This window comes from Bradyrhizobium betae, assembly GCF_004123905.1.
GTDB classification, from domain to species: domain Bacteria; phylum Pseudomonadota; class Alphaproteobacteria; order Rhizobiales; family Xanthobacteraceae; genus Bradyrhizobium; species Bradyrhizobium betae_A.
In genome coordinates this window covers 38,780-62,358 of the sequence record NZ_MZXW01000043.1, presented here as the reverse complement: position 1 = coordinate 62,358, position 23,579 = coordinate 38,780, and the positions used below count along the sequence as shown (strand labels likewise).

At 65.1% G+C, this 23,579-nt stretch carries 22 protein-coding genes; 13 read left to right on the top strand and 9 right to left on the bottom strand.

The window, feature by feature from the left end; genetic code table 11:
* The first annotated feature begins 500 nt into the window (after positions 1-500).
* The 4 genes from B5V03_RS31365 (at position 501) to B5V03_RS31350 (ending at position 5,438) form a co-directional block, all read left to right on the top strand.
* Positions 501-2,840 carry a Tex family protein gene (locus tag B5V03_RS31365; protein WP_129274267.1) on the top strand — a complete coding sequence of 780 codons (2,340 nt, stop codon included), beginning with the start codon at positions 501-503 and terminating at the stop codon, positions 2,838-2,840.
* Positions 2,841-3,108: 268 nt separating this feature from the next.
* Positions 3,109-3,582, top strand: a complete 474-nt coding sequence (locus B5V03_RS31360) for a hypothetical protein (protein WP_129274266.1) — start codon at positions 3,109-3,111, stop codon at positions 3,580-3,582.
* Positions 3,583-3,682: 100 nt separating this feature from the next.
* A complete protein-coding gene (locus B5V03_RS31355; RefSeq protein ID WP_129274265.1) occupies positions 3,683-4,375 on the top strand; it encodes a response regulator transcription factor in 693 nt (230 codons plus the stop codon).
* Positions 4,362-5,438: a sensor histidine kinase gene (locus B5V03_RS31350; protein ID WP_129274264.1), complete on the top strand. Its 1,077-nt coding sequence runs from the start codon at positions 4,362-4,364 to the stop codon at positions 5,436-5,438. The genes B5V03_RS31355 and B5V03_RS31350 overlap by 14 nt, the downstream gene beginning before the upstream one ends.
* Positions 5,439-5,444: 6 nt before the next feature.
* Here the strand turns inward: B5V03_RS31350 and B5V03_RS31345 are convergent, their stop codons facing one another.
* Both B5V03_RS31345 and B5V03_RS31340 read right to left on the bottom strand, forming a co-directional pair.
* Complete coding sequence (locus B5V03_RS31345; protein ID WP_129274263.1) at positions 5,445-5,816, bottom strand: response regulator transcription factor; 372 nt, start codon at positions 5,814-5,816, stop codon at positions 5,445-5,447.
* Positions 5,813-6,679, bottom strand: coding sequence for a S1C family serine protease (locus tag B5V03_RS31340; protein WP_129274262.1), 867 nt, complete (start codon positions 6,677-6,679; stop codon positions 5,813-5,815). Before B5V03_RS31340 ends, B5V03_RS31345 begins: the two co-directional genes overlap by 4 nt.
* Positions 6,680-6,881: 202 nt before the next feature.
* Here B5V03_RS31340 and B5V03_RS31335 point away from each other — a divergent pair, with 202 nt between their 5' ends.
* From B5V03_RS31335 to B5V03_RS31325, 3 genes are all read left to right on the top strand, one after another.
* Positions 6,882-7,847, top strand: a complete 966-nt coding sequence (locus tag B5V03_RS31335; protein ID WP_129274261.1) for a VOC family protein — start codon at positions 6,882-6,884, stop codon at positions 7,845-7,847.
* A gap of 59 nt (positions 7,848-7,906) precedes the next feature.
* Positions 7,907-8,785, top strand: a complete 879-nt coding sequence (locus tag B5V03_RS31330; protein WP_129274260.1) for a dihydrodipicolinate synthase family protein — start codon at positions 7,907-7,909, stop codon at positions 8,783-8,785.
* Positions 8,786-9,059: 274 nt separating this feature from the next.
* Entirely contained in the window at positions 9,060-11,381 is a 2,322-nt protein-coding gene (locus B5V03_RS31325) for a xanthine dehydrogenase family protein molybdopterin-binding subunit (protein WP_129274259.1), read from the top strand.
* A gap of 118 nt (positions 11,382-11,499) precedes the next feature.
* Here the strand turns inward: B5V03_RS31325 and B5V03_RS31320 are convergent, their stop codons facing one another.
* The 3 genes from B5V03_RS31320 to B5V03_RS31310 are packed head-to-tail and all read right to left on the bottom strand — an operon-like array spanning position 11,500 to position 14,716.
* The gene (locus tag B5V03_RS31320) at positions 11,500-12,696 is read right to left on the bottom strand and encodes an acyl-CoA dehydrogenase family protein (RefSeq protein WP_129274258.1); all 1,197 of its coding nucleotides are present in this window, start codon (positions 12,694-12,696) and stop codon (positions 11,500-11,502) included.
* 12 nt (positions 12,697-12,708) lie between these two features.
* Positions 12,709-13,857, bottom strand: coding sequence for an acyl-CoA dehydrogenase family protein (locus B5V03_RS31315; RefSeq protein WP_129274257.1), 1,149 nt, complete (start codon positions 13,855-13,857; stop codon positions 12,709-12,711).
* 1 nt (position 13,858) lies between these two features.
* The gene (locus B5V03_RS31310) at positions 13,859-14,716 is read right to left on the bottom strand and encodes an enoyl-CoA hydratase (protein WP_129274256.1); all 858 of its coding nucleotides are present in this window, start codon (positions 14,714-14,716) and stop codon (positions 13,859-13,861) included.
* Between the two features lie 146 nt (positions 14,717-14,862).
* Here B5V03_RS31310 and B5V03_RS31305 point away from each other — a divergent pair, with 146 nt between their 5' ends.
* From B5V03_RS31305 to B5V03_RS31290, 3 genes are all read left to right on the top strand, one after another.
* On the top strand, positions 14,863-15,465 hold the full coding sequence (locus B5V03_RS31305; protein ID WP_129274255.1) for a LemA family protein: 603 nt from the start codon (positions 14,863-14,865) through the stop codon (positions 15,463-15,465).
* 138 nt (positions 15,466-15,603) lie between these two features.
* Entirely contained in the window at positions 15,604-16,491 is an 888-nt protein-coding gene (locus B5V03_RS31295) for a TPM domain-containing protein (RefSeq protein WP_164988416.1), read from the top strand.
* 2 nt (positions 16,492-16,493) lie between these two features.
* On the top strand, positions 16,494-16,991 hold the full coding sequence (locus B5V03_RS31290; protein ID WP_129274253.1) for a TPM domain-containing protein: 498 nt from the start codon (positions 16,494-16,496) through the stop codon (positions 16,989-16,991).
* Positions 16,992-17,231: 240 nt separating this feature from the next.
* On the opposite strand, the gene B5V03_RS31285 is transcribed toward B5V03_RS31290, so the two are convergent.
* Together B5V03_RS31285 and B5V03_RS31280 are read right to left on the bottom strand one after the other, a co-directional pair.
* On the bottom strand, positions 17,232-18,044 hold the full coding sequence (locus tag B5V03_RS31285; protein WP_129274252.1) for an MBL fold metallo-hydrolase: 813 nt from the start codon (positions 18,042-18,044) through the stop codon (positions 17,232-17,234).
* Positions 18,041-18,412, bottom strand: coding sequence for a Crp/Fnr family transcriptional regulator (locus B5V03_RS31280; protein ID WP_129274251.1), 372 nt, complete (start codon positions 18,410-18,412; stop codon positions 18,041-18,043). The genes B5V03_RS31285 and B5V03_RS31280 overlap by 4 nt, the downstream gene beginning before the upstream one ends.
* Positions 18,413-18,692: 280 nt before the next feature.
* Here B5V03_RS31280 and B5V03_RS31275 point away from each other — a divergent pair, with 280 nt between their 5' ends.
* The 3 genes from B5V03_RS31275 to B5V03_RS41770 all read left to right on the top strand — a co-directional run bounded on the left by B5V03_RS31275 (position 18,693) and on the right by B5V03_RS41770 (position 21,547).
* Positions 18,693-19,685 (top strand): hypothetical protein, encoded by a 993-nt coding sequence (locus B5V03_RS31275; protein ID WP_164988415.1) that lies wholly within the window; start codon positions 18,693-18,695, stop codon positions 19,683-19,685.
* 93 nt (positions 19,686-19,778) lie between these two features.
* Entirely contained in the window at positions 19,779-21,314 is a 1,536-nt protein-coding gene (locus tag B5V03_RS31270; protein ID WP_129274249.1) for a hypothetical protein, read from the top strand.
* 68 nt (positions 21,315-21,382) lie between these two features.
* The gene (locus tag B5V03_RS41770) at positions 21,383-21,547 is read left to right on the top strand and encodes a hypothetical protein (protein ID WP_164988414.1); all 165 of its coding nucleotides are present in this window, start codon (positions 21,383-21,385) and stop codon (positions 21,545-21,547) included.
* A gap of 9 nt (positions 21,548-21,556) precedes the next feature.
* On the opposite strand, the gene B5V03_RS31265 is transcribed toward B5V03_RS41770, so the two are convergent.
* Positions 21,557-22,204 (bottom strand): glutathione S-transferase family protein, encoded by a 648-nt coding sequence (locus B5V03_RS31265; RefSeq protein ID WP_129274248.1) that lies wholly within the window; start codon positions 22,202-22,204, stop codon positions 21,557-21,559.
* Between the two features lie 154 nt (positions 22,205-22,358).
* Positions 22,359-23,564 carry a CaiB/BaiF CoA transferase family protein gene (locus B5V03_RS31260; RefSeq protein WP_129274247.1) on the bottom strand — a complete coding sequence of 402 codons (1,206 nt, stop codon included), beginning with the start codon at positions 23,562-23,564 and terminating at the stop codon, positions 22,359-22,361.
* Positions 23,565-23,579: the final 15 nt, after the last annotated feature.

The window sequence follows — 23,579 nt, the reverse complement described above, 5'->3', positions numbered from 1 at the left end:
AAGCCGCGGCGTACTGGATTCCCTGCCTTCGCAGGGAATGACAGTGGAATTTGGAGATGCACTATCGCTCACCTCATCCTCCGTCATTGCGAGCGCAGCGAAGCAATCCAGAATCCCTCCGCGGAACACTCTGGATTGCTTCGCTGCGCTCGCAATGACGCGGAGGAGAGCGTGTTTGCCAAACTCCACTCTCGTGCCCCGGACGCGGCGCAGCGTCTCTTCGACGGTGCGCTGCAGAGCCGGGGCCATGTCTCGGCATGTGCCCGCGCCGCCCTCTGGGTCCCGGCTCTGCGCCGCATCGCTTGCGCGCTGCATCGCGTCCGGGACACGAGAGCGCGGCTAAAAACCGACGAATGTGGCGAGAACGCATCGGTTCAACAAAAAATCCTCTGTCGACGGTTGCGCGCCGCACCTTGATGAATCAACCTCGGTTGGTCCATAAGCGGCGTCCCGCAGCCGGTGGTTCGCCCCCGCGGTGCGTACTTGGAGGGAATTCTCGCGTGGCAAATATCAACCAGAAAATTGCGCAGGAGCTTGGGGTACGGGCGGAGCAGGTCGAGGCGACGGTGACGCTGCTCGACGGCGGCGCCACGGTTCCCTTCATCGCCCGCTACCGCAAGGAAGCGACCGGTGCGCTCGACGACGCGCAATTGCGCACCCTGGAGGAGCGCCTGGGCTATTTGCGCGAGCTCGAAGACCGCCGCAAGGCCATCCTCGAATCGGTCCGCGAGCAGGGCAAGCTCGATGCAGCGCTGGAAGCCTCCATTCTCGCCGCCGACAGCAAGGCGCGCCTGGAAGACATCTATCTCCCGTTCAAGCCGAAGCGCCGCACCAAGGCCGAGATCGCCAAGGAAGCCGGCCTCGAGCCGCTCGCCAATCAGCTGATGGCCGAGCCCGGCAACGATCCGAAGGTCGTCGCCGAGAGCTTCATCAACGCCGAGAAGGGTGTCGCGGATGCGGCCGCCGCACTCGACGGCGCCCGCGCCATTCTGGTCGAACGCTTTGACGAAGACGCCGACCTGATCGGCGCACTTCGCGAGGAGATGTGGACCAATGCGCGCATGGCCTCCAAGGTCCGCGAGGGCAAGAAGACCGAAGGCGAAAAGTTCGCCGACTATTTTGAATTCTCCGAGCCGCTGACGAAACTGCCCTCGCACCGCATCCTCGCGATGTTCCGCGGCGAGAAGGAAGAGATCCTCGATCTGCAAATGCAGGCCGAGGCCGAAGCGCCGCCGCCGGGCGTGCCGAGCGCCTATGAATTGAAGATCATGAAGCGGTTCGGCATCGCCGACCTCAAGCGCGCCGGCGACCGCTGGCTGATCGACACCGTGCGCTGGGCCTGGCGCACCAAGATCCAGGTGCATCTCAATATCGATTTGCGCATGCGGCTGTGGAATGCAGCCGAGACCGAGGCCGTCCGCGTGTTTGCCTCGAATCTGCGCGACCTTCTGTTGGCCGCGCCCGCCGGCACCCGCGTCACAATGGGGCTCGATCCCGGCTTCCGCACCGGCGTCAAGGTTGCCGTCACCGACGCGACCGGCAAGGTGGTCGATACCGCCGTGATCTACCCGCACGAGCCACAGCGGCAGTGGAACGAGGCGCTGGCGATCCTCGGCAAGCTCGCGCTCAAGCATCGCGTCGAGCTGATCGCAATCGGCAACGGCACCGCTTCGCGCGAGACCGACAAGCTCGCCGGCGATCTCGTCAAGGGACTGGCTGAGCTGAAGATGACCAAGATCGTGGTGTCGGAAGCCGGCGCGTCGGTCTATTCGGCCTCGGCCTTCGCTTCGGAGGAGTTGCCGGGGCTCGACGTCACCCTGCGCGGCGCCGTCTCGATCGCCCGCCGGCTCCAGGATCCGCTCGCCGAGCTCGTCAAGATCGAGCCCAAGGCGATCGGCGTCGGTCAGTATCAGCACGATCTCGGCCAGGCCAAGCTCGCCAAATCGCTCGATGCCGTGGTCGAAGACTGCGTGAATGCCGTCGGCGTCGACGTCAACACGGCTTCGGCGCCGCTGCTTGCGCGTGTGTCGGGCGTCGGCTCCGGCCTTGCCCAGAGCATCGTCGCCCACCGCGACGCCAACGGCCCGTTCAAGTCGCGCAAGGCGCTGAAGGAGGTGCCGCGGCTGGGCCCAAAGGCGTTCGAGCAGTGCGCCGGCTTTCTGCGCATCCTCGGCGGCGAGGACCCGCTCGATGCCTCCGGTGTGCATCCGGAAGCCTATCCGGTGGTGCGTCGGATCCTTGCGGCCACCAAGAGCGACATCAAGGCGCTGATCGGCAGCAGCGAGATCGTCCGCACGCTGAAGCCGAAGGATTTTGTCGACGAGACCTTCGGACTGCCGACCGTCACGGATATCTTGAAGGAACTGGAAAAGCCCGGCCGCGACCCGCGCCCGGCGTTCAAGGCCGCGGTGTTCATGGACGGCGTCGAGGAGATCAAGCATCTCAAGAAGGGCATGATCCTGGAGGGCACAGTGACCAACGTCGCCGCCTTCGGCGCCTTCGTCGACATCGGCGTGCACCAGGACGGCCTCGTTCACATCTCCGCGATGTCCAAGACCTACATCAAGGATCCGCGCGAGGTGGTGAAGCCCGGCGACATCGTCAAGGTCAAGGTGCTGGACTTCGAGGTCGCCCGCAAGCGCATCTCACTGACCCTGCGCCTCGATGACGAGGTCGGTGACAAGAAGGACGCGCCCGGGATGCAGCGCGACAACAGCTCGCGCAATCCGTCGCGCATGACTTCTTCCGCACCGCGCAAGCAGGAGTCGTCCGGTGGCGGCGGTGCCCTTGCCGAAGCCTTGCGTCGCGCCGCCGAAAAGAACAACGGCAAGCGGGCGTGAGCCCTTAACCTCTCCCGCTCCTTGCGGCGAGAGGTCTCTCCACGTCATTGCGAGCGTAGCGAAGCAATCCAGACCGCCTCCGCCGAGACAGTCTGGATTGCTTCGTCGCAACGGCTCCTCGCAATGACGAGGAGAGAGCGGAGCGCCGCCTCCCTGACATCCGCGTCAGAATCTGGCGCATTTGTAAGTTGAAGGAACAAGTCCGTTCCTCTCATCTGATCTTCCTCGTGCGGCGCGGAGACCGCCGCACTGCAAGGAGGATGCTTCGATGAACAACAGGCTTCTCAAAGGCCTCACCGCGGTAACGGTCGCCGCCGCGATGGCACTCGCTTCACCGGTGCTCGCCCGTGGCGGCGGCGGTGGCGGAGGGCATGGCGGTGGTGGCTTTGGCGGTGGCGGCCATGGCGGCTTTGGCGGTGGCGGGCATTTCGGGGGCGGCGGAATGCATGCGGGTGGCTTCGGCGGCGGCATGCGAGCGGGCGGTTTCGGCGGCATGGGTGGCGCGCGCTTTGCTGGCGGCCCGGGCTTCGGCGGCGCACGTTTCGCGCATGCGGCAATCGGGCCGCGCTTCGCCGGCGCCGGCTGGCACGGTCACCACGGCTTCTTCCGTCACAATCACTTCCGCCGTTTCGCCGTCTTCGGCGCGCCCTTTATCTACGCCGGCTACAACGACGGCTGCTGGCGCAGGAGCTGGACGCCCTATGGGTGGCAATGGGTCAATGTGTGCGGAGACTATTGGTAGTCGCATCGCCGTACCGCACCATTGTCGCGATCGCCATTGGGCTGTTCCGCCTTGCCCCGGAACGGGATAGTCTGATGGCGATCGTCGCGCGGAGTTTTGCATGACCGGAGGTCACCGCCGCATCCTGGTCGTCGAGGACGATCCGGAAACCGCAGGTCAGCTCGTTGAGGAGCTGACGACCTCTGGCTATGACGTCGATCTCGCAGCCAACGGCCGCGAGGCGATCAGTCACGGCGCCGCGCGCGACTATGCCGTGATCACCATCGACCGCATGCTGCCCGACATCGACGGCATTGCCGTGATGCGGCAATTGCGCGACGATGGCGTCGCCGCGCCGTTCCTGATCATTTCCGCGCTCGGCGAAGTCGACGACCGCGTGCGTGGTCTGCGCGCCGGCGGCGACGACTATCTCGTCAAGCCGTTTTCCTTCGTCGAGCTTCTTGCGCGTCTTGAAGCCTTGGGCCGGCGCAGCGAAACCGTCGCCAAGGAGACCGTGTTGCGGATCGGCGACCTCGCCGTCGACCTGATCGCACGGGCTGCCTCCCGCCGCGGCCGGAAGATTCCACTGCTGCCGCGCGAATTCCAGCTGCTCGAATATCTCGTCCGCAACGAGGGGCGCGTCGTCTCCCGCGCGATGCTGCTCCAGCATGTCTGGGACCTGCATTTCGATCCCTCCACCAACATCATCGACGTCTATGTCGGCCGCGTCCGCCGCAAGGTCGACGATGCCCAGGCCTATCCGCTGATCCATACCATTCGCGGCATCGGATATTGTCTCCGTGCTCCTGGCTAAGACGCTTCGGTCCTCGACCTTCCGCCTGGCGTTGTTCGCGATCGCCGTATTCGGGCTGATCGTCGCGGCGATCATGGCCTACGTCTATTTTGGCACGATCGCCTACGTGGAGAGCCGGGTCGGCGACGCCGGCGATCACAGCGGCTTCACCGGCATGATCGAGCTTGCGATGATCGCTGCCGGCGTGCTGCTTGCGGTGCTGGCAGGGCTCGCCGCGGTGCTGGTGACGCGGCGCACGGTCGGACGGATCGAGGAGATCAACACCACCAGCCGCGCCATCATGCTGTCCGGCCTCGACCGGCGTATCCCCTTGCGCGGCAGCCATGACGAGTGGGACCGCGTCGCCGAAAACCTCAATCAGATGCTCGACCGCATCGAGACGTTGATGGGCGAGGTCAAGCAGGTCAGCGACAACGTCGCCCATGATCTGCGCACGCCGCTGACGCGGATGCGCGGCCGGCTGGAGAAGGCCTATCACACCCCACGCAACAGCGAGGCCGATGCGGCGCTGATCGGCGACACCATCGCCGATCTCGACGCCGTGCTCGGCATGTTCGCCTCGATCACGCGGATTTCGGAGATCGAGACGCGCGCCCGCCGCAGCGCGTTTCGCGCGCTTGATCTTGCCGAGATCGCCGGCGAAGTTGTCGAGCTCTACGACGCCGCCGCCGAGCAGGTCGACACGCGCCTCAGCCTCGGCGGCGACCGTGAGGTTGCGATCACGGGCGATCGCGACCTGCTGTTCGACGCCGTCGCCAATCTCGTCGACAACGCGATCAAGCATGGCTGCAAGGGCGGGCAGGTGACGGTGACCTGCCGCAGCGTCGATGGCGGCGCGGTGATCTCGATCGCCGACGACGGTCCGGGCATTCCAGCCGAGGAGCGCGATCACGTCTTCAAGCGCTTCTACCGGCTCGAGCAGAGCCGCTACACGCCGGGCAACGGCCTGGGCTTGAGCCTGGTCGCGGCAGTGGCAGGCCTCCATGGTGCGGAGGTCGCGCTGCATGACAATGCGCCGGGCCTCACGGTTCGGCTCAGCTTCCCCAAGACTTCAGCACTATAGAACCCATCATAGCTCGATCACGCCGCGGCGCGCCGCATGCGCCACTGCATCGGTGCGGCCGGTGGCATCCAGCTTGTCGAGCAGCGAGCCGACATGGAATTTCACCGTGTGCACGGAGATGCCGAGCTGGCGCGCGATCATCTTGTTGGAGCCGCCTTCGGCCATCAGCGCCAGCACGTCGAGCTCGCGCTGCGTCAGCGCGATGTCCTCAGGCATGCTGCGCGGATCGCGGGCAACGACCGTTGCCGCGGCGGTCTCGCCAGGTGCGGCAAGGCGAAGCCCGGCGACATTGCCGAGCAGCGCCGCCAGGCGATCGGCCAGCGCGGGATCGTCGATCTCAAGCGACAGGACGATCTCGGCCGTCTTGGGTTCGCTCACGCCTCCGGCCTCTCGCCGACCGTGACCTTGAAGCTGACCGGCTCGCCGCCGCGGCGCACCGCGACATCGACGATTGCACCGACGCTCGCAGGCCCCAGCGTCCGCGACAGCGCGCGCACGCCAGAGAGCTTCTGGTCGTTGACTGCGACGATCACGTCGCCCTGGCGGATGCCGGCCGCCGCCGAAGGTCCTGTCTTGTCGACATTCATCACCATCGCGCCGACGCCGTCGTCGAGCCGCACCGGCTGGAGTCCGAGGCCGAGATATCCGCGCGCGATGCGGCCGCGCGCCTCGAGCTGCGGCGCGACGCGCTCGATGGTCGCCGTCGGAATGACGAGCACCCGCCGCGGTCCGAGCACCGCCATGCCGAAGGCGTCGCCCGATGCATCGAGCGCGAGGCCGCCCTCCTGGCTGGGACGCAGGCGAATGTCGAGCTCGATCCGCGCATCGATGTCGCCGCCGCGCAGGGAACGCCAGCCCTTGCCGGATGCTGACACCATCCCGAGCGCGGCGCTCGGCGTCTCGCGGTTGGTGGCAACGACGACCGACAACGTGCCGAGCGGCGGGACCGTTTCGGCGAGCTTGACCGGCGCGACGGCGGCCTCGGTACGCAGCAGCGCGATGTCGGTGGTGTGGTCACGGCCGACGATCGTGGCGGCCACACGGCTGCCGTCGGGAAGGCCGACCTCGACCTGGCCCTCGTCGGCCAGCGCTTCGTCGGCGGTGACGATCAGGCCGTCCTTCCAGACGAAGCCGGTTGAGCGGGCGCGATGCGAGTGCACGGAGACGACGGACGGCGCGGCGCGCGCCACGACGTCCACGAGCGCGGACGACAATGAGGACAGGGCGGTCAAATCGGGCATGGCAGGCTCCTGTAAGCTGTCCTCAATCTGGGATGTTGCAGGCGATTGCGAAACTGGCCGGGTGGCCAGGACAAGCCAAAGGGACGGCCGGCCCCCGTAGGACCACGGCCGACGAACATGTGATTGGGAGCCGCTCACGGGAACGTGTAGCAATCCCGAAATTGCGCCCCATGGCCTCAAGGATTTCAGCGAGACCCGACCGATGACCATCGACCTCACCCGCCGCACCCTGCTGCAACTCGCCGGCGCGACGTCGCTTGCGATGGCGGCGGCTGCCGCCGCGCGCGCCGAGGGTATTCCGCAAGGCGGCGGGCCCACCTATGCCAGCCGGACACCGATGCATGTCGGCATGGTGACGCTCCGGGTCAAGAACCTCGACACGGTGGCGGACTACTACCGCGACGTGATCGGGCTCACCGTGATGGAGCGTTCGGCCACCGCCGCAAAGCTCGGCACGGCCGGCATCACGCTGCTGGTGCTCGAGGCGCGCCCCGATGCCGCGATCGAGCCGCGCAATGCCGCCGGCCTCTATCATACCGCCTTCCTGATGCCGACCCGCAAGGATCTCGCGCGCTGGCTGGTCCATGCCGCCTCACATCGCGTGAAGCTGTCAGGCTTTGCCGACCACCTCGTCAGCGAGTCCGTCTATCTCGATGACCCCGAAGGCAACGGCATCGAGGTCTATGCCGACCGCGCCCCCTCGCAATGGCAGTGGAGCGAGGGCAGCGTGAAGATGGCGAGCGACGAGCTCAACATCCCCGATCTGCTGTCGCTGACCAATACGCGCGTCGCCGATTATGCCAGGGCGCCGGACGGACTACGCATCGGTCACATGCATCTGCGCGTCGGTGATCTCTCGGAAGCCGAGCGCTTCTATCACGGCACGGTCGGCCTCGACCCGACCCGCAAGCGCAATGGCGCCGCGTTCCTGTCGTCGGGCCGCTATCACCATCACCTCGGCATGAATATCTGGCAGAGCGAGGGCGCCGGCCAGCGCGACGACCAGGCCACGGGTCTCGCCTGGTTCTCGCTGGTGACGGAGAAGCAGGACATTCTCGCCGCCCAGGAGGAGCGCCTGCGCAAGGGCGGCGCGAAGGTCACGGCGCTCGCGGACGGCGTCGAGGCGATCGATCCCTGGGGAACGCGGGTGCGGCTGCTCAAGGTTTGATCGCCGGCGCAGGCATTGCTAAGACCTGTCGGGCTAGCCAGTCTCGGGGGACACCTGACATGACCGACTTCCACGGCGTCTTCCCTTATCTCGTCTCGCCCGTCGATGCCGACGGCGCGGTGCGCACGAACGTGCTTGCCAAGCTCTGCGACGATCTGATCGGCGCCGGCGTGCATGGTCTAACCCCGCTTGGCTCGACCGGCGAGTTTGCCTATCTCAGCGCCGCGCAACGCATGGCGATCGTGCAGACCACCATCGAGGCCGCGAAGGGCCGCGTGCCGGTCGTAGCCGGCGTCGCCTCGACCTCGACGGCGGATGCGGTGGCGCAGGCGAGGGCCTATCAGAAGTGTGGTGCCAACGGCATCCTGGCGATCCTGGAGGCGTACTTTCCGCTCGCCGATGCCCAGATCGAATCCTTTTTCCGCAGCATCGCGGACGCGGTGGACATTCCCGTCGTCATCTACACCAACCCGCAATTCCAGCGCTCCGATCTCACCCTTGACGTGATCGCGCGCCTCGCCGAACATCCGCGCATCGGCTACATCAAGGATGCCTCGACCAACACCGGCCGGCTGCTCTCGATCATGAACCGCTGCGGCGATGCCTTGCGCGTGTTCTCGGCCTCCGCCCATATCCCGGCCGCGGTGATGCTGATTGGCGGCCAAGGCTGGATGGCGGGGCCCGCCTGCATCATTCCGCGCCAGAGCGTCGCGCTCTACGATCTCTGCAAGGCCGGCCGCTGGGACGAGGCCGTGGTGCTCCAGCGCAGGCTGTGGCGCATCAACGAAGCCTTCGCCCGCTTCAATCTCGCCGCTTGCATCAAGGCGGGGCTGGCCATCCAGGGCTACGACGTCGGCGATCCCGTCCCGCCGCAGGCCCCACTGACGGCCGATGGGCGCAAGGTCGTGGAGGCGGCGCTAAGGGAGCTCGCTCCGTAGTCGTCATGGCCGGCTTGACCCGGCCATCCACGTCTTATCGCGCAGAAGCAAGTGCCGTAGGGTGGGCAAAGCGTAGCGTGCCCACCATCCTGAGCGCGTCCGTTGAGCGATGGTGGGCACGGCGCAAGCGCGCCTTTGCCCACCCTGCGGAATCACGGATTTGCGGGACGGCATGCCGAAATCGTGGATATACCGCCCAAATCCGCGGCTGGCCTCGCATGCCTCGATCCGCTAAAAGGCTGCCCGCACTTTGAGGCTTAGAGGACCCCACGGAATGAACATTCTTCCCGGCAATTTGCGTTTCGGAGCGGGCCAGCCCGTCAAGCGTTTGGAAGACCAGCGGCTGCTGACCGGGAAGGGGCAATTCATCGACGACAAACCGCAAGACGGCGCGCTGTGGTTGCACGTGCTGCGCTCGCCGCACGCCCACGCGAAGATCGTCTCGATCGACACCAGCGCGGCAGCCGCGATGCCGGGCGTCACTGCGATCTACACCGGCGCGGACCTCGTCAAGGACGATATCGGGACCATTCCGACGCTGAGCATTTTCAAGCGCCCCGACGGCAAGCCGATGACAGTGCCGCCGCGCCGCCTGCTTGCCCATGAGATCGTGCGCTACACCGGCGAGGCGGTGGCGGCGGTGGTGGCGTCCTCGCGTGCAGAGGCCCAGAGCGCAGCCGAAGCGATCGTGGTCGAATACGACGTGCAGCCCGCGGTGGTCGATCCTGTCGAAGCCGTCAAGCCCGGCGCGCCCGTGGTGTGGCCTGAGGCGCCCGACAACATCGTCGGCGCGATGGCTTACGGTGATGCCGCCAAGGTCGACGAGGCCTTTGCCAAGGCCGCGCATACGGTCGAGCTCGACATCGTCAGCCAGCGTCTGGTGCCCTCCGCGATGGAGCCGCGCTCGACCATTGCCGAGATCGATAAGGCGACCGGCCGTCTCCTCCTGCATGTGCAGTCGCAGACCCCGGCCTCCACCCGCGACGTGCTGGCGGAAGCCGTTCTCAAGCGCCCCAAGGACAGCGTGCGCGTGCTGGTCGGCGACATCGGCGGCGGCTTTGGCCAGAAGACCAACCTCTATCCGGAAGATGGTATCGTCGCTTACGCGGCAACCAAGCTGAACAAGAAGATCCGCTGGCGCGGCGATCGCACCGACGAGTTCGTCGGCGGGACCCATGGCCGCGATCTGACCTCGACGGCGTCCTTCGCGCTGGACGAGAAAGGCAAGGTGCTGGCCTATCGCGTCAAGTCGATCGGCTGCACGGGTGCGTACTCCTCGGGTGCTGCCAACATCATCCCGCTGGTGCTCGGGCCATTCGTGCAGACCGGCGTCTACGATTTGCCGCTGGTGCATTTCGAGGTCAAGTCGGTGATGACCCACACCGCGCCGGTCGGCGCCTATCGCGGCGCAGGCCGTCCTGAGGCCGTCTTCATCGTCGAGCGCCTGTTCGACGCTGCCGCGCGAAAAATCGGCATGGATCCGCGCGCAATCCGCAAAGCCAACTACATCAAGCCCGCGCAGCTGCCCTACACCAACGCCGCGGGGCAAGTTTACGATTCCGGCGCGTTCGCCCACATGCTCGATCGCGCCGTGAAGCTTGCCGACTGGGACGGCTTTGCCGCGCGCAAGAAGGCGGCGAAGAAGAAGGGCCTGCTCTACGGACGCGGGCTCACCTCCTACATCGAATGGACCGGCGGCCGCGCCCACACCGAGAAGGTCAGCCTGCACGCGACCTCGCAGGGCCGCGTCGTTCTGCATTCCGGCACCATGGCGATGGGCCAGGGGCTGCAGACCACCTATACGCAGATGATCTCCGATACGCTCGGTATTGCCATGGACAAGATCGACGTCGTCCAGGGCGACACGGATCTCGCTATGGGCTTTGGCAGCGTCGGTTCGCGCTCGCTGTTCGTCGGCGGGACGGCGGTCGCGGTCTCCTCTAACGATTTGATCCAGAAAGCTCGTGAGAAAGCCGCGAACGTGCTGGAGACCTCGGTCGAGGACATCGAATATCAGGGCGGCATGCTCACCGTGGTCGGCACCGATCGCCGCATCAGCCTGTTCGACATCGCCGAGAAGGAAGGCGGCTCCAAGCTCAGCGTCGATTCCGAAGGCGAGGTCGACGGCCCGAGCTGGCCGAACGGCACGCATATCTGCGAGGTCGAGATTGATCCCGAGACCGGCGTCTCCAAGGTCGTGCGCTACACCACCGTCGACGACGTCGGCGTCGCCGTGAACCCGATGCTGGTCACGGGCCAGATCCATGGCGGTGTCGCGCAGGGCATTGGCCAGGCGCTGTATGAAGGCGTCTCCTACGATGCTGACGGCCAGCTTCTCACCGCGAGCTACCAGGACTATTGCATCCCGCGTGCCGACGACGTGCCGCCGATCGTGGTGACGCTGGATGATTCCGCGCCCTGCCGCACCAATCCGCTGGGCGCCAAGGGCTGCGGCGAATCCGGCGCCATCGGCGGCCCGCCCTGCGTCACCAACGGCGTGATGGACGCACTCGCCGAGCTCGGCATCACCCAGCTGAATACGCCGCTGACGCCGCAGAAGATATGGCAGGCGATCAGGGATGCGAAGGTGGGCTAAGGCATTCAGTCGCGCCGTCATTGCGAGCGTAGCGAAGCAATCCAGAATCTCTCCGCGGAGGCAGCCTGGATTGCTTCGTCGCAAGGGCTCCTCGCAATGACGGCTGAGAGAGCCGCCGCTAAATCCCCAGCATCATCTTCGCAATGATGTCGCGCTGGATCTCCGAAGTGCCGCCGAAGATCGTGTAGGCACGCCCGTTGAGATATTCCGGCACCACCGTCAGCACGTCCTCAGGCAGCGCCGGCTCGTGGTTGAGCTTGTAGAGCGGCCGCATCGGTTCGACGGCAAGCGCATCGTGGCCGATCACGTCGACGCCGAGCCGCGTCACGGCCTGCCGGATCTCGCTGTTGCGCAGCTTCAGGATCGACGACACCGCGCCGGGATTTTGTCCGGTCTGCAGCGCGGAGAGCACGCGCAGCTCGGTCATCTCCAGCGCGTCGATGTCAACCTCGACCTCGGAGATGCGCGTCGCGATGTCAGGGCTGTCGATGGCGCGGCCGGTCAAGTCGGACTCGGCGAGCTCGGCGATCGCCTTCAATCCCTCGCGCAGCTTGGCTGACGCGATCCCCGAGCCACGCTCGAATTCGAGCAGATATTTGCCGTAGGTCCAGCCCTTGCCTTCGTCGCCGACACGGTTGGCCACGGGCACGCGGACATCGTCGAAGAACACCTGGTTGACCTCGTGGTCGCCGCCGATGGTGAGGATCGGGCGCGTGGTGATGCCCGGCGTTGTCATGTCGATCAGCACAAAACTGATGCCGTCCTGCTGCCGCGGCCCGTCACTGGTGCGCACCAGCGCGAACATGCGGTTGGCGTGATGGGCATGCGTGGTCCAGATTTTGGTGCCGTTGATGATGTAATCGTCACCGTCACGCACCGCGCGCGTCTTCAGCGAGGACAGGTCGGAGCCGGAGCCCGGCTCGGAATAACCCTGGCACCAATAGTCTTCGCCGGAGAGAATGCGCGGCAGGTAAAAATTCTTCTGCTCAAGGCTGCCGAAGCCGATGATGACGGGGCCGACCATCTTCACGCCCATCACGTTGACATTGGGCACGCCGGCCCGCGCGCTTTCGGTCTCGAAAATCCAGCGCTGCGCCGGCGTCCAGTCCGGGCCGCCGTGCTCGACCGGCCAGCCCGGCGCGCCCCAGCCCTGCCGGTGCAGTACGCGCTGCCAGGCCATGCCGATATCGGGGTCGGAGAACACCGACGGCGTCAGCGCGGTGGCGCGCTTCATTTCCTCGGTGAGGTTCTTGGCGATGAAGCCGCGCACCTCGTCCTGGAAGGCACGCTCCTCGGCATTGAACGACAGGTCCATGATGCGCTCCCTTCAGGCTGAAACGGCGGTGCGGCCAAGCCGGGCGTGGCGGGCATAGTGATGCGCGCTGCCGCCGAACAACGTGTCGAAGGCGACCAGCCGCTTGAAATAGGCGCCGACCTCGAGCTCCTCGGTGACACCCATGCCGCCGTGCAGCTGGATCGATTGCTCGCCGACGAAGCGCGCGCATTTGCCGATCTTTGCTTTCGCGCCCGAAGCAGCGCGTGCGCGCTCGACCCGCATGCTATCCACCTTCAGTGCGGCGCGCAGCGCCATCGAGCGTGACTCGTCGACCTGCATCGCCATGTCGGCGAGGCGATGGCGGATCACCTGGTTGGCGGAGAGCGGCCGACCGAATTGCTTGCGGATCTTGGTGTATTCCAGCGTGGTGTCGAGCAGCGTCTGCATGATGCCGACGGCTTCTGCACCGAGCGCAGCCATGGCGCGATCGACGGCCCATTCGATCGTGGGCAGCGCGTCGCTGCCGTCACCAAGGATAGCGTCCTCCGGCAGCTCTACGCCTGACAGCTCGATGTTGCAGGCCCGTCCGCCGCCGAGGCGCTCATAGTCACTGATCGCAACGCTCGGCGTCTTCACCGGCATCAAAAACAGGCCGATCCGTCCCGATGGCCCCTGATGATCATGAATATGCGCGGAGACGATGATCTCGTCGGCAGCGTGGCCGTCGAGCACTGCGATCTTGCTGCCGGCGAGGCGCCATCCCTCCGCCGTCTTATGAGCGACGGTCGCGACCTTGGCGAGATCGAACCGCGCCGCACGCTCGGAATGCGCGAACGCGAGTTTTAGCGATCCGTTCGCAACCTTCGGCAGCCGCGCCTGCTTCTGCGCCGTAGTGCCGCTCTTCTCGATCAGCCCAGTTCCGAGCACCACGGTCGCGACATACGGCTCGGACACCAGCCCGCGGCCAAAGGCTTCCATCAAGATCCCGGTCTCGACCGCGCCGCCGCCGAGCCCGTCAAACTCTTCCGGGATCGGCAGCGCCAGCCAGCCGAGCTCGGCGAACTGCTTCCACACATCAGGGCTGAAGCCGAGCGGATCCTTCGCCATCTTGCGGCGATGGTCGGCATCATAGCTTTCGGCCACGAAACGTTCCGCGCTTTCGCGGAGCAGTCGTTGCTCGTCACTGAGATTGAGATCCATGCTATTGCTCCGCGGCCGCCGGCGGCTTGCGCACGGAGGGATGCAGCCCGGAGGGATCGACCACCATGCCGAACTCCTGAAGGTTATGGGCGTGACACAATTGATGCAGCGCAAAGGCCTGGTCGATCGCGGCCGGCTGGCCCATCACGTCGACCGAGCGGTTCACCGCCTCCTTGGTCAGTTTTAACGCAAACGACGGCTTTGATGCGATCCGGCGTGCCAGCTCCATCACGGACGCCGAGAGTTCAGTGCGCGGTACGACGCGATTGACCATGCCAAGCTGATGCGCCTCTTGCGCGCTCCAGCTATCGGCGGTGAACAGAAACTCCTTGGCCTTGCGCGGCCCGAGCTCCCAGGGATGCACGAACCATTCGACGCCGCAGACGCCCATCGTCACCACGGGATCGCAAAATTGCGCATCGTCGCTGGCGACGATGAGGTCGCAGGCCCAGGCCAGCATCAGCCCGCCCGCGATGCACTTGCCGTGCACCTCGGCGATCATGGGCTTGGCGAGGTTGCGCCAGCGCCGCGTGATCTGGAGATATATTTCCTGTTCGCGCGCGAAACGGCCATGCGCGTTGGGTTCGGCAAAACCGCCCCAATTTCCAATCGGCGGAAAATCAACGCCGGCCGCATTCTTGCCACCGGGGCGCAGGTCATGGCCCGAAGAAAAGTGCGGCCCGTTGCCGGCGAGGATGATGACCTTGACCGTGTCGTCCTGCACCGCCGCATCGAAGGCGGTGTTGAGGTCGTAGGTCATTTGCAGGTTTTGCGCGTTGCGCGCATCGGGCCGGTTCATCACGATCCGGACAATCGCCGGCTCGGGCCGCTCCACGAGGATGGTCTCGAACGAGGACATCGCGCTCCCCCTGGCGTTTCCAGTTTGATCTTGTTATTTGGCCAAGTTGACTATGTCGGCCAGGGATAGGCAAGAGGCTTGCGTAAATCGGCTGCTTTTCGCGCGCAATCTGATAGTTTCCGCACGATTCCACCGGGAGAAATTTGATGCGCAAGATCCTGACCGTGCTGGCGGCGCTGGCCTCGCTGAGCCTGACCAATTGCGGCTATAACGCGATCCAGGGCGAGGACGAGCAGATCAAGGCCAATTGGTCCGAGGTCGTCAACCAGTATCAGCGCCGCGCCGATCTCGTGCCCAATCTCGTCAACTCGGTGAAGGGCTTTGCGCAGCAGGAAAAGGACGTGCTGCTCGGGGTCACCAATGCCCGCGCCAAGGTCGGCAGCATCCAGGCGACGCCGGAGGTGCTGAACGATCCGGCTGCCTTCCAGAAATTTCAGGCCGCCCAGGGCGAGCTCTCCAGCGCGCTGTCACGGTTGCTCGTCGTCACCGAAAACTACCCGCAGCTCAAGTCGGATGCGTTGTTCAAGGATTTGATGTCGCAGCTCGAAGGCACCGAGAACCGCATCACGGTGGCGCGCAAGCGTTACATCGAGGCGGTGCAGGCGTACAACGTCACCATCCGCTCGTTCCCGAGCAACCTCACCGCGATGATGTTTGGCTACAAGGAGAAGCCGAATTTCACGGTCGAGAACGAGAAGGAAATCTCGACCGCGCCGAAGGTCGATTTCAACCCGGCGCCGTCGAAGTAAGCGCGCGTCGTTTTGCGAATGCGCTCTATTGCACGCACCACTGTCATTCCCCGCGAAGGCGGGGAATCCAGCACGCCGCGGCTTCTCCGCATCTCGTTGGCGTCTCTGGAATACTGGATCGCCCGGTCAAGCCGGGCGATGACACTGAGTGTGTGGTGTGCAGCCATCATTGCAGCGCTCGTCCTAGCCTTCGTCGTTCCCGCCTCAGCCGACGTCGCCATCCCGCAACTCACCGGCCGCGTGGTCGACCAGACCGGCACGCTCTCCAGCGGCGACATCGCCGCGCTCACGCAAAAGCTGCGCGACTTCGAGGCGCGCAAGGGCAGCCAGATCGCCGTGCTGATCGTGCCGACCACGCAGCCGGAGACGATCGAGCAGTTCTCGATCCGCGTCGCGGAGGCCTGGAAGATCGGGCGCAAGAAGGTTGACGACGGCGCGATCCTGGTCGTTGCCAAGAACGACCGGCATCTGCGCGTCGAGGTCGGCTACGGCCTCGAAGGCGCGCTCACCGACGTAACCTCGCGCCGGATCATCGACGAGGTCATCACGCCGAAATTCAGGGACGGCGATTTCGCCGGCGGCATATCCGCCGGCGTCGACCGGATCATCCGCATCATCGACGGCGAGCCGCTGCCGGTGCCCTCGCGCAGCGTGAATTTTGGCAGTCTCGACGACATCGGCCCGCTGCTCCCGGTCACGCTGTTCGGCTCGCTGATCATCGGCGGCTTCCTGCGCACGCTGCTGGGGCGGTTGCTGGGCTCGGCCGCGACCGGCGGCCTGATCGCCATCCTGGCCTTGCTGTTGATCGGATCGGCGGGGATCGCCTTGCTCGCAGGAGCGATCGGCTTTGTCCTCGCCTTCATCGCCGACCTGTTTCCGGCCTCGACGGGACGATCAGGCGGCGGCTCATGGTCGAGCGGCTCCTCGTCCGGCGGCTGGAGCAGCGGCTCGTCGTCCAGCGACAGCGGCAGTTTTAGCGGCGGTGGCGGTAGCTTTGGTGGCGGCGGCGCCTCGGGGAGCTGGTAGTCATGAGCCTCAAACGCATCACCCGGCATCTCCTGCAACATCATTGGCGCGCGAAGCGCGTGTTTCCGCAAAGCGTGCTTGACCGCATCGAGCAGGCGATCCGGCAAGGCGAGGCCACGCATTCGGGCCAGGTCCGCTTCGTCGTCGAAGGCGCGCTCGATGGCCGTCCGCTGTTCAGCGATCAGCATGCCCGCGAGCGCGCGCTCGACGTGTTTTCGCATCTGCGCATCTGGGACACCGCGCACAACAACGGCGTCCTGATCTATCTGCTGCTCGCCGACCGCGACGTCGAGATCATCGCCGACCGCGGCATCAATGCGAAGGTGGGGGCGGAAGGCTGGGAGACGATCTGCCGCGCGATGGAGGCCGAATTCAGGTCGGGCCGATTCGAGCACGGCGCAATCTCCGGGATCACGGCAGTGTCGCGCGAGCTGGCCAAGCACTTCCCGCCGGGTGGGGAGCATCCGAATGAGCTGCCGGATGCGCCGGTGGTGATGTAGCCTCGCTAGTGCCACCGACTCCGTCATTGCTTCGCTGCGCTCGCAATGACGATGTTGAGGCAACGAGCCCAGCTGTCTCGCCGTCACCCTGAGGTGGCCGCTTCTTCAGCGGCCCTCGAAGGGCGACGGCCCGGCTGCAGCAACGCGGCCGCTCATCCTTCGAGGCTCCCGGCGCGATGCTTTGCATCGCGCCACTCGCGCCTCAGGATGACGGGTTTGATAGAGGCGTGCCCTGCGCCCTCAATCATCCAGCTTGTTCAAATCCCTTACCGACTGCATGATCGGCTCGAAGTTCGAACGCGCATCCAGCGCGTCGAACAATTGCGCGGTGTCCTCCAGCAGGCCATGCGACCGCGCAATGGCGGTGCGGACGTCCTCCTGCGGCGTGTCCGACAGCCGCCCGTGGCCAGACAGCAGGATCTTCGCCTCCAGCCCCTTCAGGCGCTCGAGCGACTGGATGTAGTCGGAGATGCTGCCCGAGCCGAACACGCCGCCCATCACGCCGCCGGGCATCAAGGTGTCAGCGGCGAACAGCAGGCCCTTGTCCTGCTCGAACAGCGTGATGCAGGCCGAGGTGTGGCCCGGCGTGTACATCACGTTGAGACGGAAATTGCCGAGATCGATCAGATTGCCTTCCTCCAACCAGATGTCGATATTGATGGGCACGTTCGGCTCGTTGAACATCTTTCGCAGCATCGAGAAATCGTCGCGCAGCATGATCTTGTTGGCGGCGAGGCGATGGGCGGCGACGAAGGTGCGGCGCTCGTTGAAGTGCCAGGCGGCGCCGATATGGTCGAGATGCTCGTGGCTCAGCACCACCATGTCGATCTTTTCCGGCGGACAGTCCGCGAAGTTCAGGCACTCCACCATCGCCGGATAGTTCGAGGACAGCCCGACATCGATCAGGATCGTGCGCGCCGAGCCGCGCACGAGATAGGCGTTGGCGGCGCGGTTGGCGAAGCGGAGCTGGTAGACGTCATCGGCCGCCTGGATCAGCGAGCAGGTGTCGTTCTTCATCAGGACCGGAAACGAAGTCGGCTTGCGGTCGCTCATGATTGCGCCGCCCGGTAGGTGACGGCGTTGGAGGCGCGCAGGCGTTTCGAGAGCGCGTCCATCACCATCAGCGCGAACGCCGGCTGCTGGCTGACGAGATAGACGAAGCGGGCATGGTTGATCCGCATCACCTTGGTGTCCGGCGCCGCGGCGATCGCGGTTGCCGAGCGTGCCGAGCCGTCGATCACGGCCATCTCGCCGAAGAACTCGCCCTTGCCGAGCTTGATGATGCTGGTCTTGCTGGCGCCGTTCATCTTGGCGATCTCGACCTCGCCGTCGAGCACGACGAACAGCTCGCGGCCGGTCGAACCCTCCTCGAAGATGACGTCATCGACACCAAATTCGTTGATGCACTTCTCGATCGTCATGGCACCCCCAAACGCCTTCTGGCTGACGGGATGGGTCATGTTAGCCGGGGAACGGTGACGGGCAAACAGCCGGTTTGTCCGGCCGTTGCTCCGCCGTTCATCTTCACCCGGTTACGAATTGTTTCACGCCCGCCACGCCGGTTCCACTTTCCCGACCCAATTCGGCCCCGGATGACTTCCTAAAATTTCGGTAAGCGGGACCAAGGGTAAGGATTTCGCAAGCAATGAAAGTTACCAAAAAGTCAACCGAGACTGGAGTATTTGAGCCGTGAGCGAACCAATGGCTGAGCAGCCTACGCAGGATACTGGCGTCGTTGACGCCGCAGCGACCGCGCCGCAGGCCGTCGAGGCCACCGGCATCGAGGCCCCCTCGATTGCCCCCGACCACGAGACGCTGCCCAAGCCTGATCCGGTGAAAGCAGAGGCCCCCAAGGTCGAGCCGTCCTCGATCGCGGTGCCGAAGTTTGAAACCAAGGCCGAGACAAAGGCTGAGACCAAGCCTGAGCCGAAGCTCGGCAAGCTCATCGTCATGGCGCCGTCAGAGCGCGCCTGGGACCGCGAGGAGTTTGCCCCGCATGTGAAGGCGGACGAGCCGCGCGAGACCGGCAGCAAGCGCCGCCTGTCGGCGATGGCCGCGGTGGTGGCGATTGCGGCCAGCGTCGGCGCCATCAGCGGCGCGCTTGCGACCGCGGGCATGATGCATTTCGCTAGCCCGGCTGCCGCGCCGGCGCAGGTCGCTGACACCAGCGCACTGGATGCCTCCGTCGCCCGGATCGATGCCGATCTGGTCGCGCTCAAGGCGAATGTCGAGCACACCTCCAAGACCGGGCTCAGCCAGTCCAACCGCGCCAACGACCGTCTCGACAAGCTCGAGAAGGCGCAGGCCGAGCCGATGGCCAAAATCGCAAAGCTGTCCGAGACCGTGGACAAGCTCCGCACCACGCCGCCCGCCGCTGCCGTGCAGGCCGCGGCAGCGCCCGCGCCCGCCAAGGAGACCACCGGCTCGATCGCACCGACCCAGGTTGCGACCGCTGCGGCCGTGCCGGCTCCCGCGCCCGCCGCGCCGAAGACCGAAATTGGCCGTCTGCCGACGATCGATGGCTGGCGGCTGCGCAATGCGGCCAATGGCGGCGCGCTGATCGAGGGTCGCGACGGCCTCTACGAGGTCTATCCCGGCGATCCCATCCCGGGCCTCGGCCGTGTCGATGCCATCCGCCGCCAGGACGGCCGCTGGGTGGTCGTCACCAGCAAGGGCCTGATCGTCTCGCGCTGAGCGTTCGATATCCGACTTCCAAAGAGGCGCTTCACCACCATGTGAAGCGCCTTTTTGCTTGAATAGGTGTCGCCGCGCGGTGTTACCTCAGGCATGAGCCGCGTATTGCGAATTCTCCTAGCTGTCGTCGTATTGTTTGGCGTCGTCGTGTCGCCTTTGGCCGCGGAGAACGCACAGCTGGCGCGCGGCGCCGCCATCACCGATCCCGATGTTCTCGGCAAGCTCGACCGGAACGACACGCTGACGATCTCGCGGTTGCTATGGCCGGAGCGCAACGCGAATTTTCCCCTGACGACCGATATGCTGTTCTCACAGCTGCCGCAGCTTGCGCCAATTCCACCGGCGATCGAGGCGGAGTTCGATCGCTACATCTTACAGCAGAAGGCGGCCTGGCCGACCGAGACCATCGGCGTCGGCGAAGGCTTTGACGTGCAGCTGTTCGATCGGGCCAATCTAAATTCCCCCAACACGCGCTTTGTGCTCGCCGGCATCGTCAATCGCATGGACCGGGCCTATGTGTCCGAAGAGTCCTGCGGCGAGATCCGGCTGATCTACCGTCTCGCGCGTTTCGAGACCAGGCCCGATGGCAGCACGAGCGCGACGCGCCTGCCAATGACCTTCAATCTGGTGATGAAAGCCAGAGATGCGCGCCAGGCGGATGCGAGCGCCAAGCCGGTCACCTGCGCCGATATCGCGCGGCGCTGGCTCGACAATGGCGACTGGCAGGGGCTGATCGGCGGCGGCCTCTCCCCTCACGATGCGATGCTCGACCGCATCGAGACCAACATCCAGATCTCCATCGCGCCGAAATCGGCACTGCACGATTTTCGTTCCGATTATCTGCTCAAGGTGTTCAAGTATAATGGCGCCACCAAGCAGTTCGAGGAATCGACGCTGGAGAACCAGATCGACAGTAACAGGATCTTTGCGGACAATGATCTCCGGCGCGACTTCAAGGCGTGGCTGCTTGCGCCGGAAAATCTTCGCGAGTTCGATCGCGGCACGGTGCTGATCCCCGAGAAGTTTCTCGCCAAGGCCGCGGTGGTGCCCACGCCCGCCGGCCTCGATGCTTCCTCCTTGCAGCCGGAGTTCGGCATGATGCAAGGGGAGGGGAAGGGCGATCCCGTCTTCACCGACAGTGACGTAGTCGGCGCGCTGAAGCAGGCCGCGGCGCGCGGTGATATGCAGAACATCCGCTCGGTCGCGGGCTTCCAGCGCCGTCTCAACGACGTCACCTGTGCCGGCTGCCACCAGACCCGCGGCATTGGCGGCTTCCATTTCCCGGGCGTCGACTGGCTGGCCGACAAGCCGTCGAATTCCACCATCGTGCCGGCCTCGCCGCATTTCCTCGGCGACCAGGTCCGCCGCCGCGACATCCTGACGGCGTTCGCCGCCGGCAAACGCCCTGATTTCTCACGCGGATTTGCCAGCCGGCCGCAGACCCGCGGCAGCGAGGAACTCGCCGGCACCGAATATCAGGATGGCTGGGGCGCACATTGTTCCCTGCAAAATGCGGGATCGGGAACGCCGGACAGGAGTTTTACGTCATGGAGCTGTGCTAAAGGTCTGACCTGTCAGGCTGCCGCGGCCTCGAGCCGCATCGGCATGTGCTTCATCAAGACGCGTTAGCGTGTGATCCGGAAAGTTTTCCGAAGAGATCATGTGCAAGATAAGACTGATAGCGATTTGGATGACCCATGACGGACACGAGCGAAGCCGACAATGAGCGCAATCGCGAGATCGCGCGCAATGAGGAAGACAAGCAGATCACCGGCAGCATCCGCGTCAGCACCTGGGCGGTCGCGGTGGTCGTCATCGTCGGCGGGATCTTGTTCACGCTGGGATGGCTGGCGCTGCGGTAGCAGGCGCCCTCACTTCGCGTAATTCGTCATCCTTTTTCCCGGCAGCAGCTCGTACGCCGGCTTCCAACCGGGCAGTGCGGCCATGCGGCCGAGCCAGGCGTGGATGGCGGGGTGGCTCTGCGCGAAATCAAAGCCGTGCTCGTCGCTCGGATAGTGCAGATAGGCCATCATCGAGATATCGGCGACGGTCGGCCTCGTGCCGATCGCAAAAGCATCGTGCTGGAGATGGCGATCGAGAATGCCGAGAAAATCCTCGAGCCGCCGGCGGAAATGCTTCAGCACCTGCGGATCATTCTTTTCAGTGAAGGCCCGCATGAAGCGGTAGGTAGCCATGTAGCCGGTGAGCTTGTGGTTGTCCCAGAACAGCCAGCGCAGCAGTTCGAATTTTTCCTCCTCCGTCTCGGCGCCAAAACGCTTGTACTGATCGGCAAGCTTGAGCAGGAGCGGCGCGGTCTGCGTCATCTTCACGCCGTCGACCTCGAGCACCGGAATCTCGCCCATCTCGTTGACGGCCTTGCGCCATTCCGCCGTGCGCGTGAGGCCGCCGCCAAAGTCGGTCCAGACCGGCTCGAATCTCTCGCCGCAAAGCGTGAGCATCAGCGCCAGCTTGTAGCTGTTGCCGGATTCGGGGAAGTAGTGCAGGCGGTAGCTGGGCATGGGACCTCACGAGACGCGATGTTGCTGTGAGCTTATAGCGAGATCGCTCCGCGTCGTCATTGCGAGCGTAGCGAAGCAATCCAGCAATGCATCCGCGGTGGGATTCTGGATTGCTTCGCTGCGCTCGCAATGACGGGGTTAGAGCGGTGCGCTCCTAACCAACCGCCCCCGACGACTTCAACTGCTTGATCGCGGCCTCGTCGTATCCCGCGCCACGCAAAATCTCGTCACTGTGCTCGCCCACGCCCGGCGGCTTGCGCGGCTGGACCTTCTTGGCGCCGTCGATCCAGATCGGGCTGGAGATGGTGAGCATGGTGTCGTTCTCGAACGGCACCAGTACCTCGTTGTCGAGCATCTGCTTGTCGTTCGGGATGTCGTCCAAAATGCCGACGATACCGAACACGAGGCCGTTGCCGTCGAGAATCTTGCGCCATTCGGCAAGGTCCCTCGTGGCAAACGTCTCGTCAAAGATCTTGATCAGCTCGATTGAGCGGGCGTGCCGGTCGGGCTTGGTGGCGAAGCGCGGGTCGGTGATGAGGTCCTCGCGTCCAAGGCACTTGGCCAGTGTCGGAAACTGCTTCTCCTCGCTCAGCAGCGACAGGATCAGCCAGCGGCCGTCCTTGCACTGGTAGTGGTTGGCGACCGCATTCAGCGCGCGTTCGCGCGGCCGTCGCTCGGCGAACTTGGCGCCGCAGAGTTTGGCCTGTGCCAGCACGCTCGCCGCCCACACGCCGTTCGCCATCAGATTGGAGGCGACATGCGAGCCCTTGCCGGTCTTCTCGCGCTGATACAGCGCGGTGACGATGGCGCCGTAGAACGCCATGGCACAGGGATGATCGCCCATGCCGGCGACCGAGCGGGCCGGCGTGGTGTCGGTGTCGGCGCGGACGAGGTCCATCAGGCCCGAGCGCGCCCAATAGGCATTGCTGTCGAAGCCGGGCTTGTTGGCTTCCTCGCCCTTTTCGCCGTAGCCGGTGAAGGAGGCGTAGATCAGGCGGTCGTTGAGATGGGCGAGATGGTCATAGGTGATGCCGAGCTTGTTGCGCACCGGTGGCGGCATGTTGGTGATGAAGACGTCGGCCTCTTCCACCAGCTTGTAGAGCACGGCCTGCGCCTCGGGTTTTGCGAGGTCGAGCGCGATGCTCTTCTTGTTGCGGGCCTCCAGCAGCCAGGCGAAATTGTGCTCGCTGGTCGGATAGCCCGGAATGTTGGGCAGATTGCGGTAGGGATCGCCGGCGCCGGGCGGCTCGATCTTGATGACATCGGCGCCGAAATCCGACAGCACGGTCGCGGCGGCAGGGGCGGCGATGAAGCTCGCGCAGTCCAGAACCTTGAGCCCTGCAAAAATGCCTTTTTCCATCGCGGCGTTGCTCCC

Coding starts and splice junctions, on each gene's coding strand:
- B5V03_RS31355 (WP_129274265.1), top strand. CDS start 3,683: ATGACCGGAGGTCACCGCCGCATCCTGGTCGTCGAGGACGATCCGGAA.
- B5V03_RS31280 (WP_129274251.1), bottom strand. CDS start 18,412: ATGACGATCGAGAAGTGCATCAACGAATTTGGTGTCGATGACGTCATC.
- B5V03_RS31325 (WP_129274259.1), top strand. CDS start 9,060: ATGAACATTCTTCCCGGCAATTTGCGTTTCGGAGCGGGCCAGCCCGTC.
- B5V03_RS31290 (WP_129274253.1), top strand. CDS start 16,494: ATGAGCCTCAAACGCATCACCCGGCATCTCCTGCAACATCATTGGCGC.
- B5V03_RS31260 (WP_129274247.1), bottom strand. CDS start 23,564: ATGGAAAAAGGCATTTTTGCAGGGCTCAAGGTTCTGGACTGCGCGAGC.
- B5V03_RS31310 (WP_129274256.1), bottom strand. CDS start 14,716: ATGTCCTCGTTCGAGACCATCCTCGTGGAGCGGCCCGAGCCGGCGATT.
- B5V03_RS31285 (WP_129274252.1), bottom strand. CDS start 18,044: ATGAGCGACCGCAAGCCGACTTCGTTTCCGGTCCTGATGAAGAACGAC.
- B5V03_RS31270 (WP_129274249.1), top strand. CDS start 19,779: ATGAGCCGCGTATTGCGAATTCTCCTAGCTGTCGTCGTATTGTTTGGC.
- B5V03_RS31295 (WP_164988416.1), top strand. CDS start 15,604: ATGACACTGAGTGTGTGGTGTGCAGCCATCATTGCAGCGCTCGTCCTA.
- B5V03_RS31315 (WP_129274257.1), bottom strand. CDS start 13,857: ATGGATCTCAATCTCAGTGACGAGCAACGACTGCTCCGCGAAAGCGCG.
- B5V03_RS31275 (WP_164988415.1), top strand. CDS start 18,693: ATGGCTGAGCAGCCTACGCAGGATACTGGCGTCGTTGACGCCGCAGCG.
- B5V03_RS31320 (WP_129274258.1), bottom strand. CDS start 12,696: ATGGACCTGTCGTTCAATGCCGAGGAGCGTGCCTTCCAGGACGAGGTG.
- B5V03_RS31340 (WP_129274262.1), bottom strand. CDS start 6,679: ATGCCCGATTTGACCGCCCTGTCCTCATTGTCGTCCGCGCTCGTGGAC.
- B5V03_RS31330 (WP_129274260.1), top strand. CDS start 7,907: ATGACCGACTTCCACGGCGTCTTCCCTTATCTCGTCTCGCCCGTCGAT.
- B5V03_RS41770 (WP_164988414.1), top strand. CDS start 21,383: ATGACGGACACGAGCGAAGCCGACAATGAGCGCAATCGCGAGATCGCG.
- B5V03_RS31305 (WP_129274255.1), top strand. CDS start 14,863: ATGCGCAAGATCCTGACCGTGCTGGCGGCGCTGGCCTCGCTGAGCCTG.
- B5V03_RS31265 (WP_129274248.1), bottom strand. CDS start 22,204: ATGCCCAGCTACCGCCTGCACTACTTCCCCGAATCCGGCAACAGCTAC.
- B5V03_RS31335 (WP_129274261.1), top strand. CDS start 6,882: ATGACCATCGACCTCACCCGCCGCACCCTGCTGCAACTCGCCGGCGCG.
- B5V03_RS31360 (WP_129274266.1), top strand. CDS start 3,109: ATGAACAACAGGCTTCTCAAAGGCCTCACCGCGGTAACGGTCGCCGCC.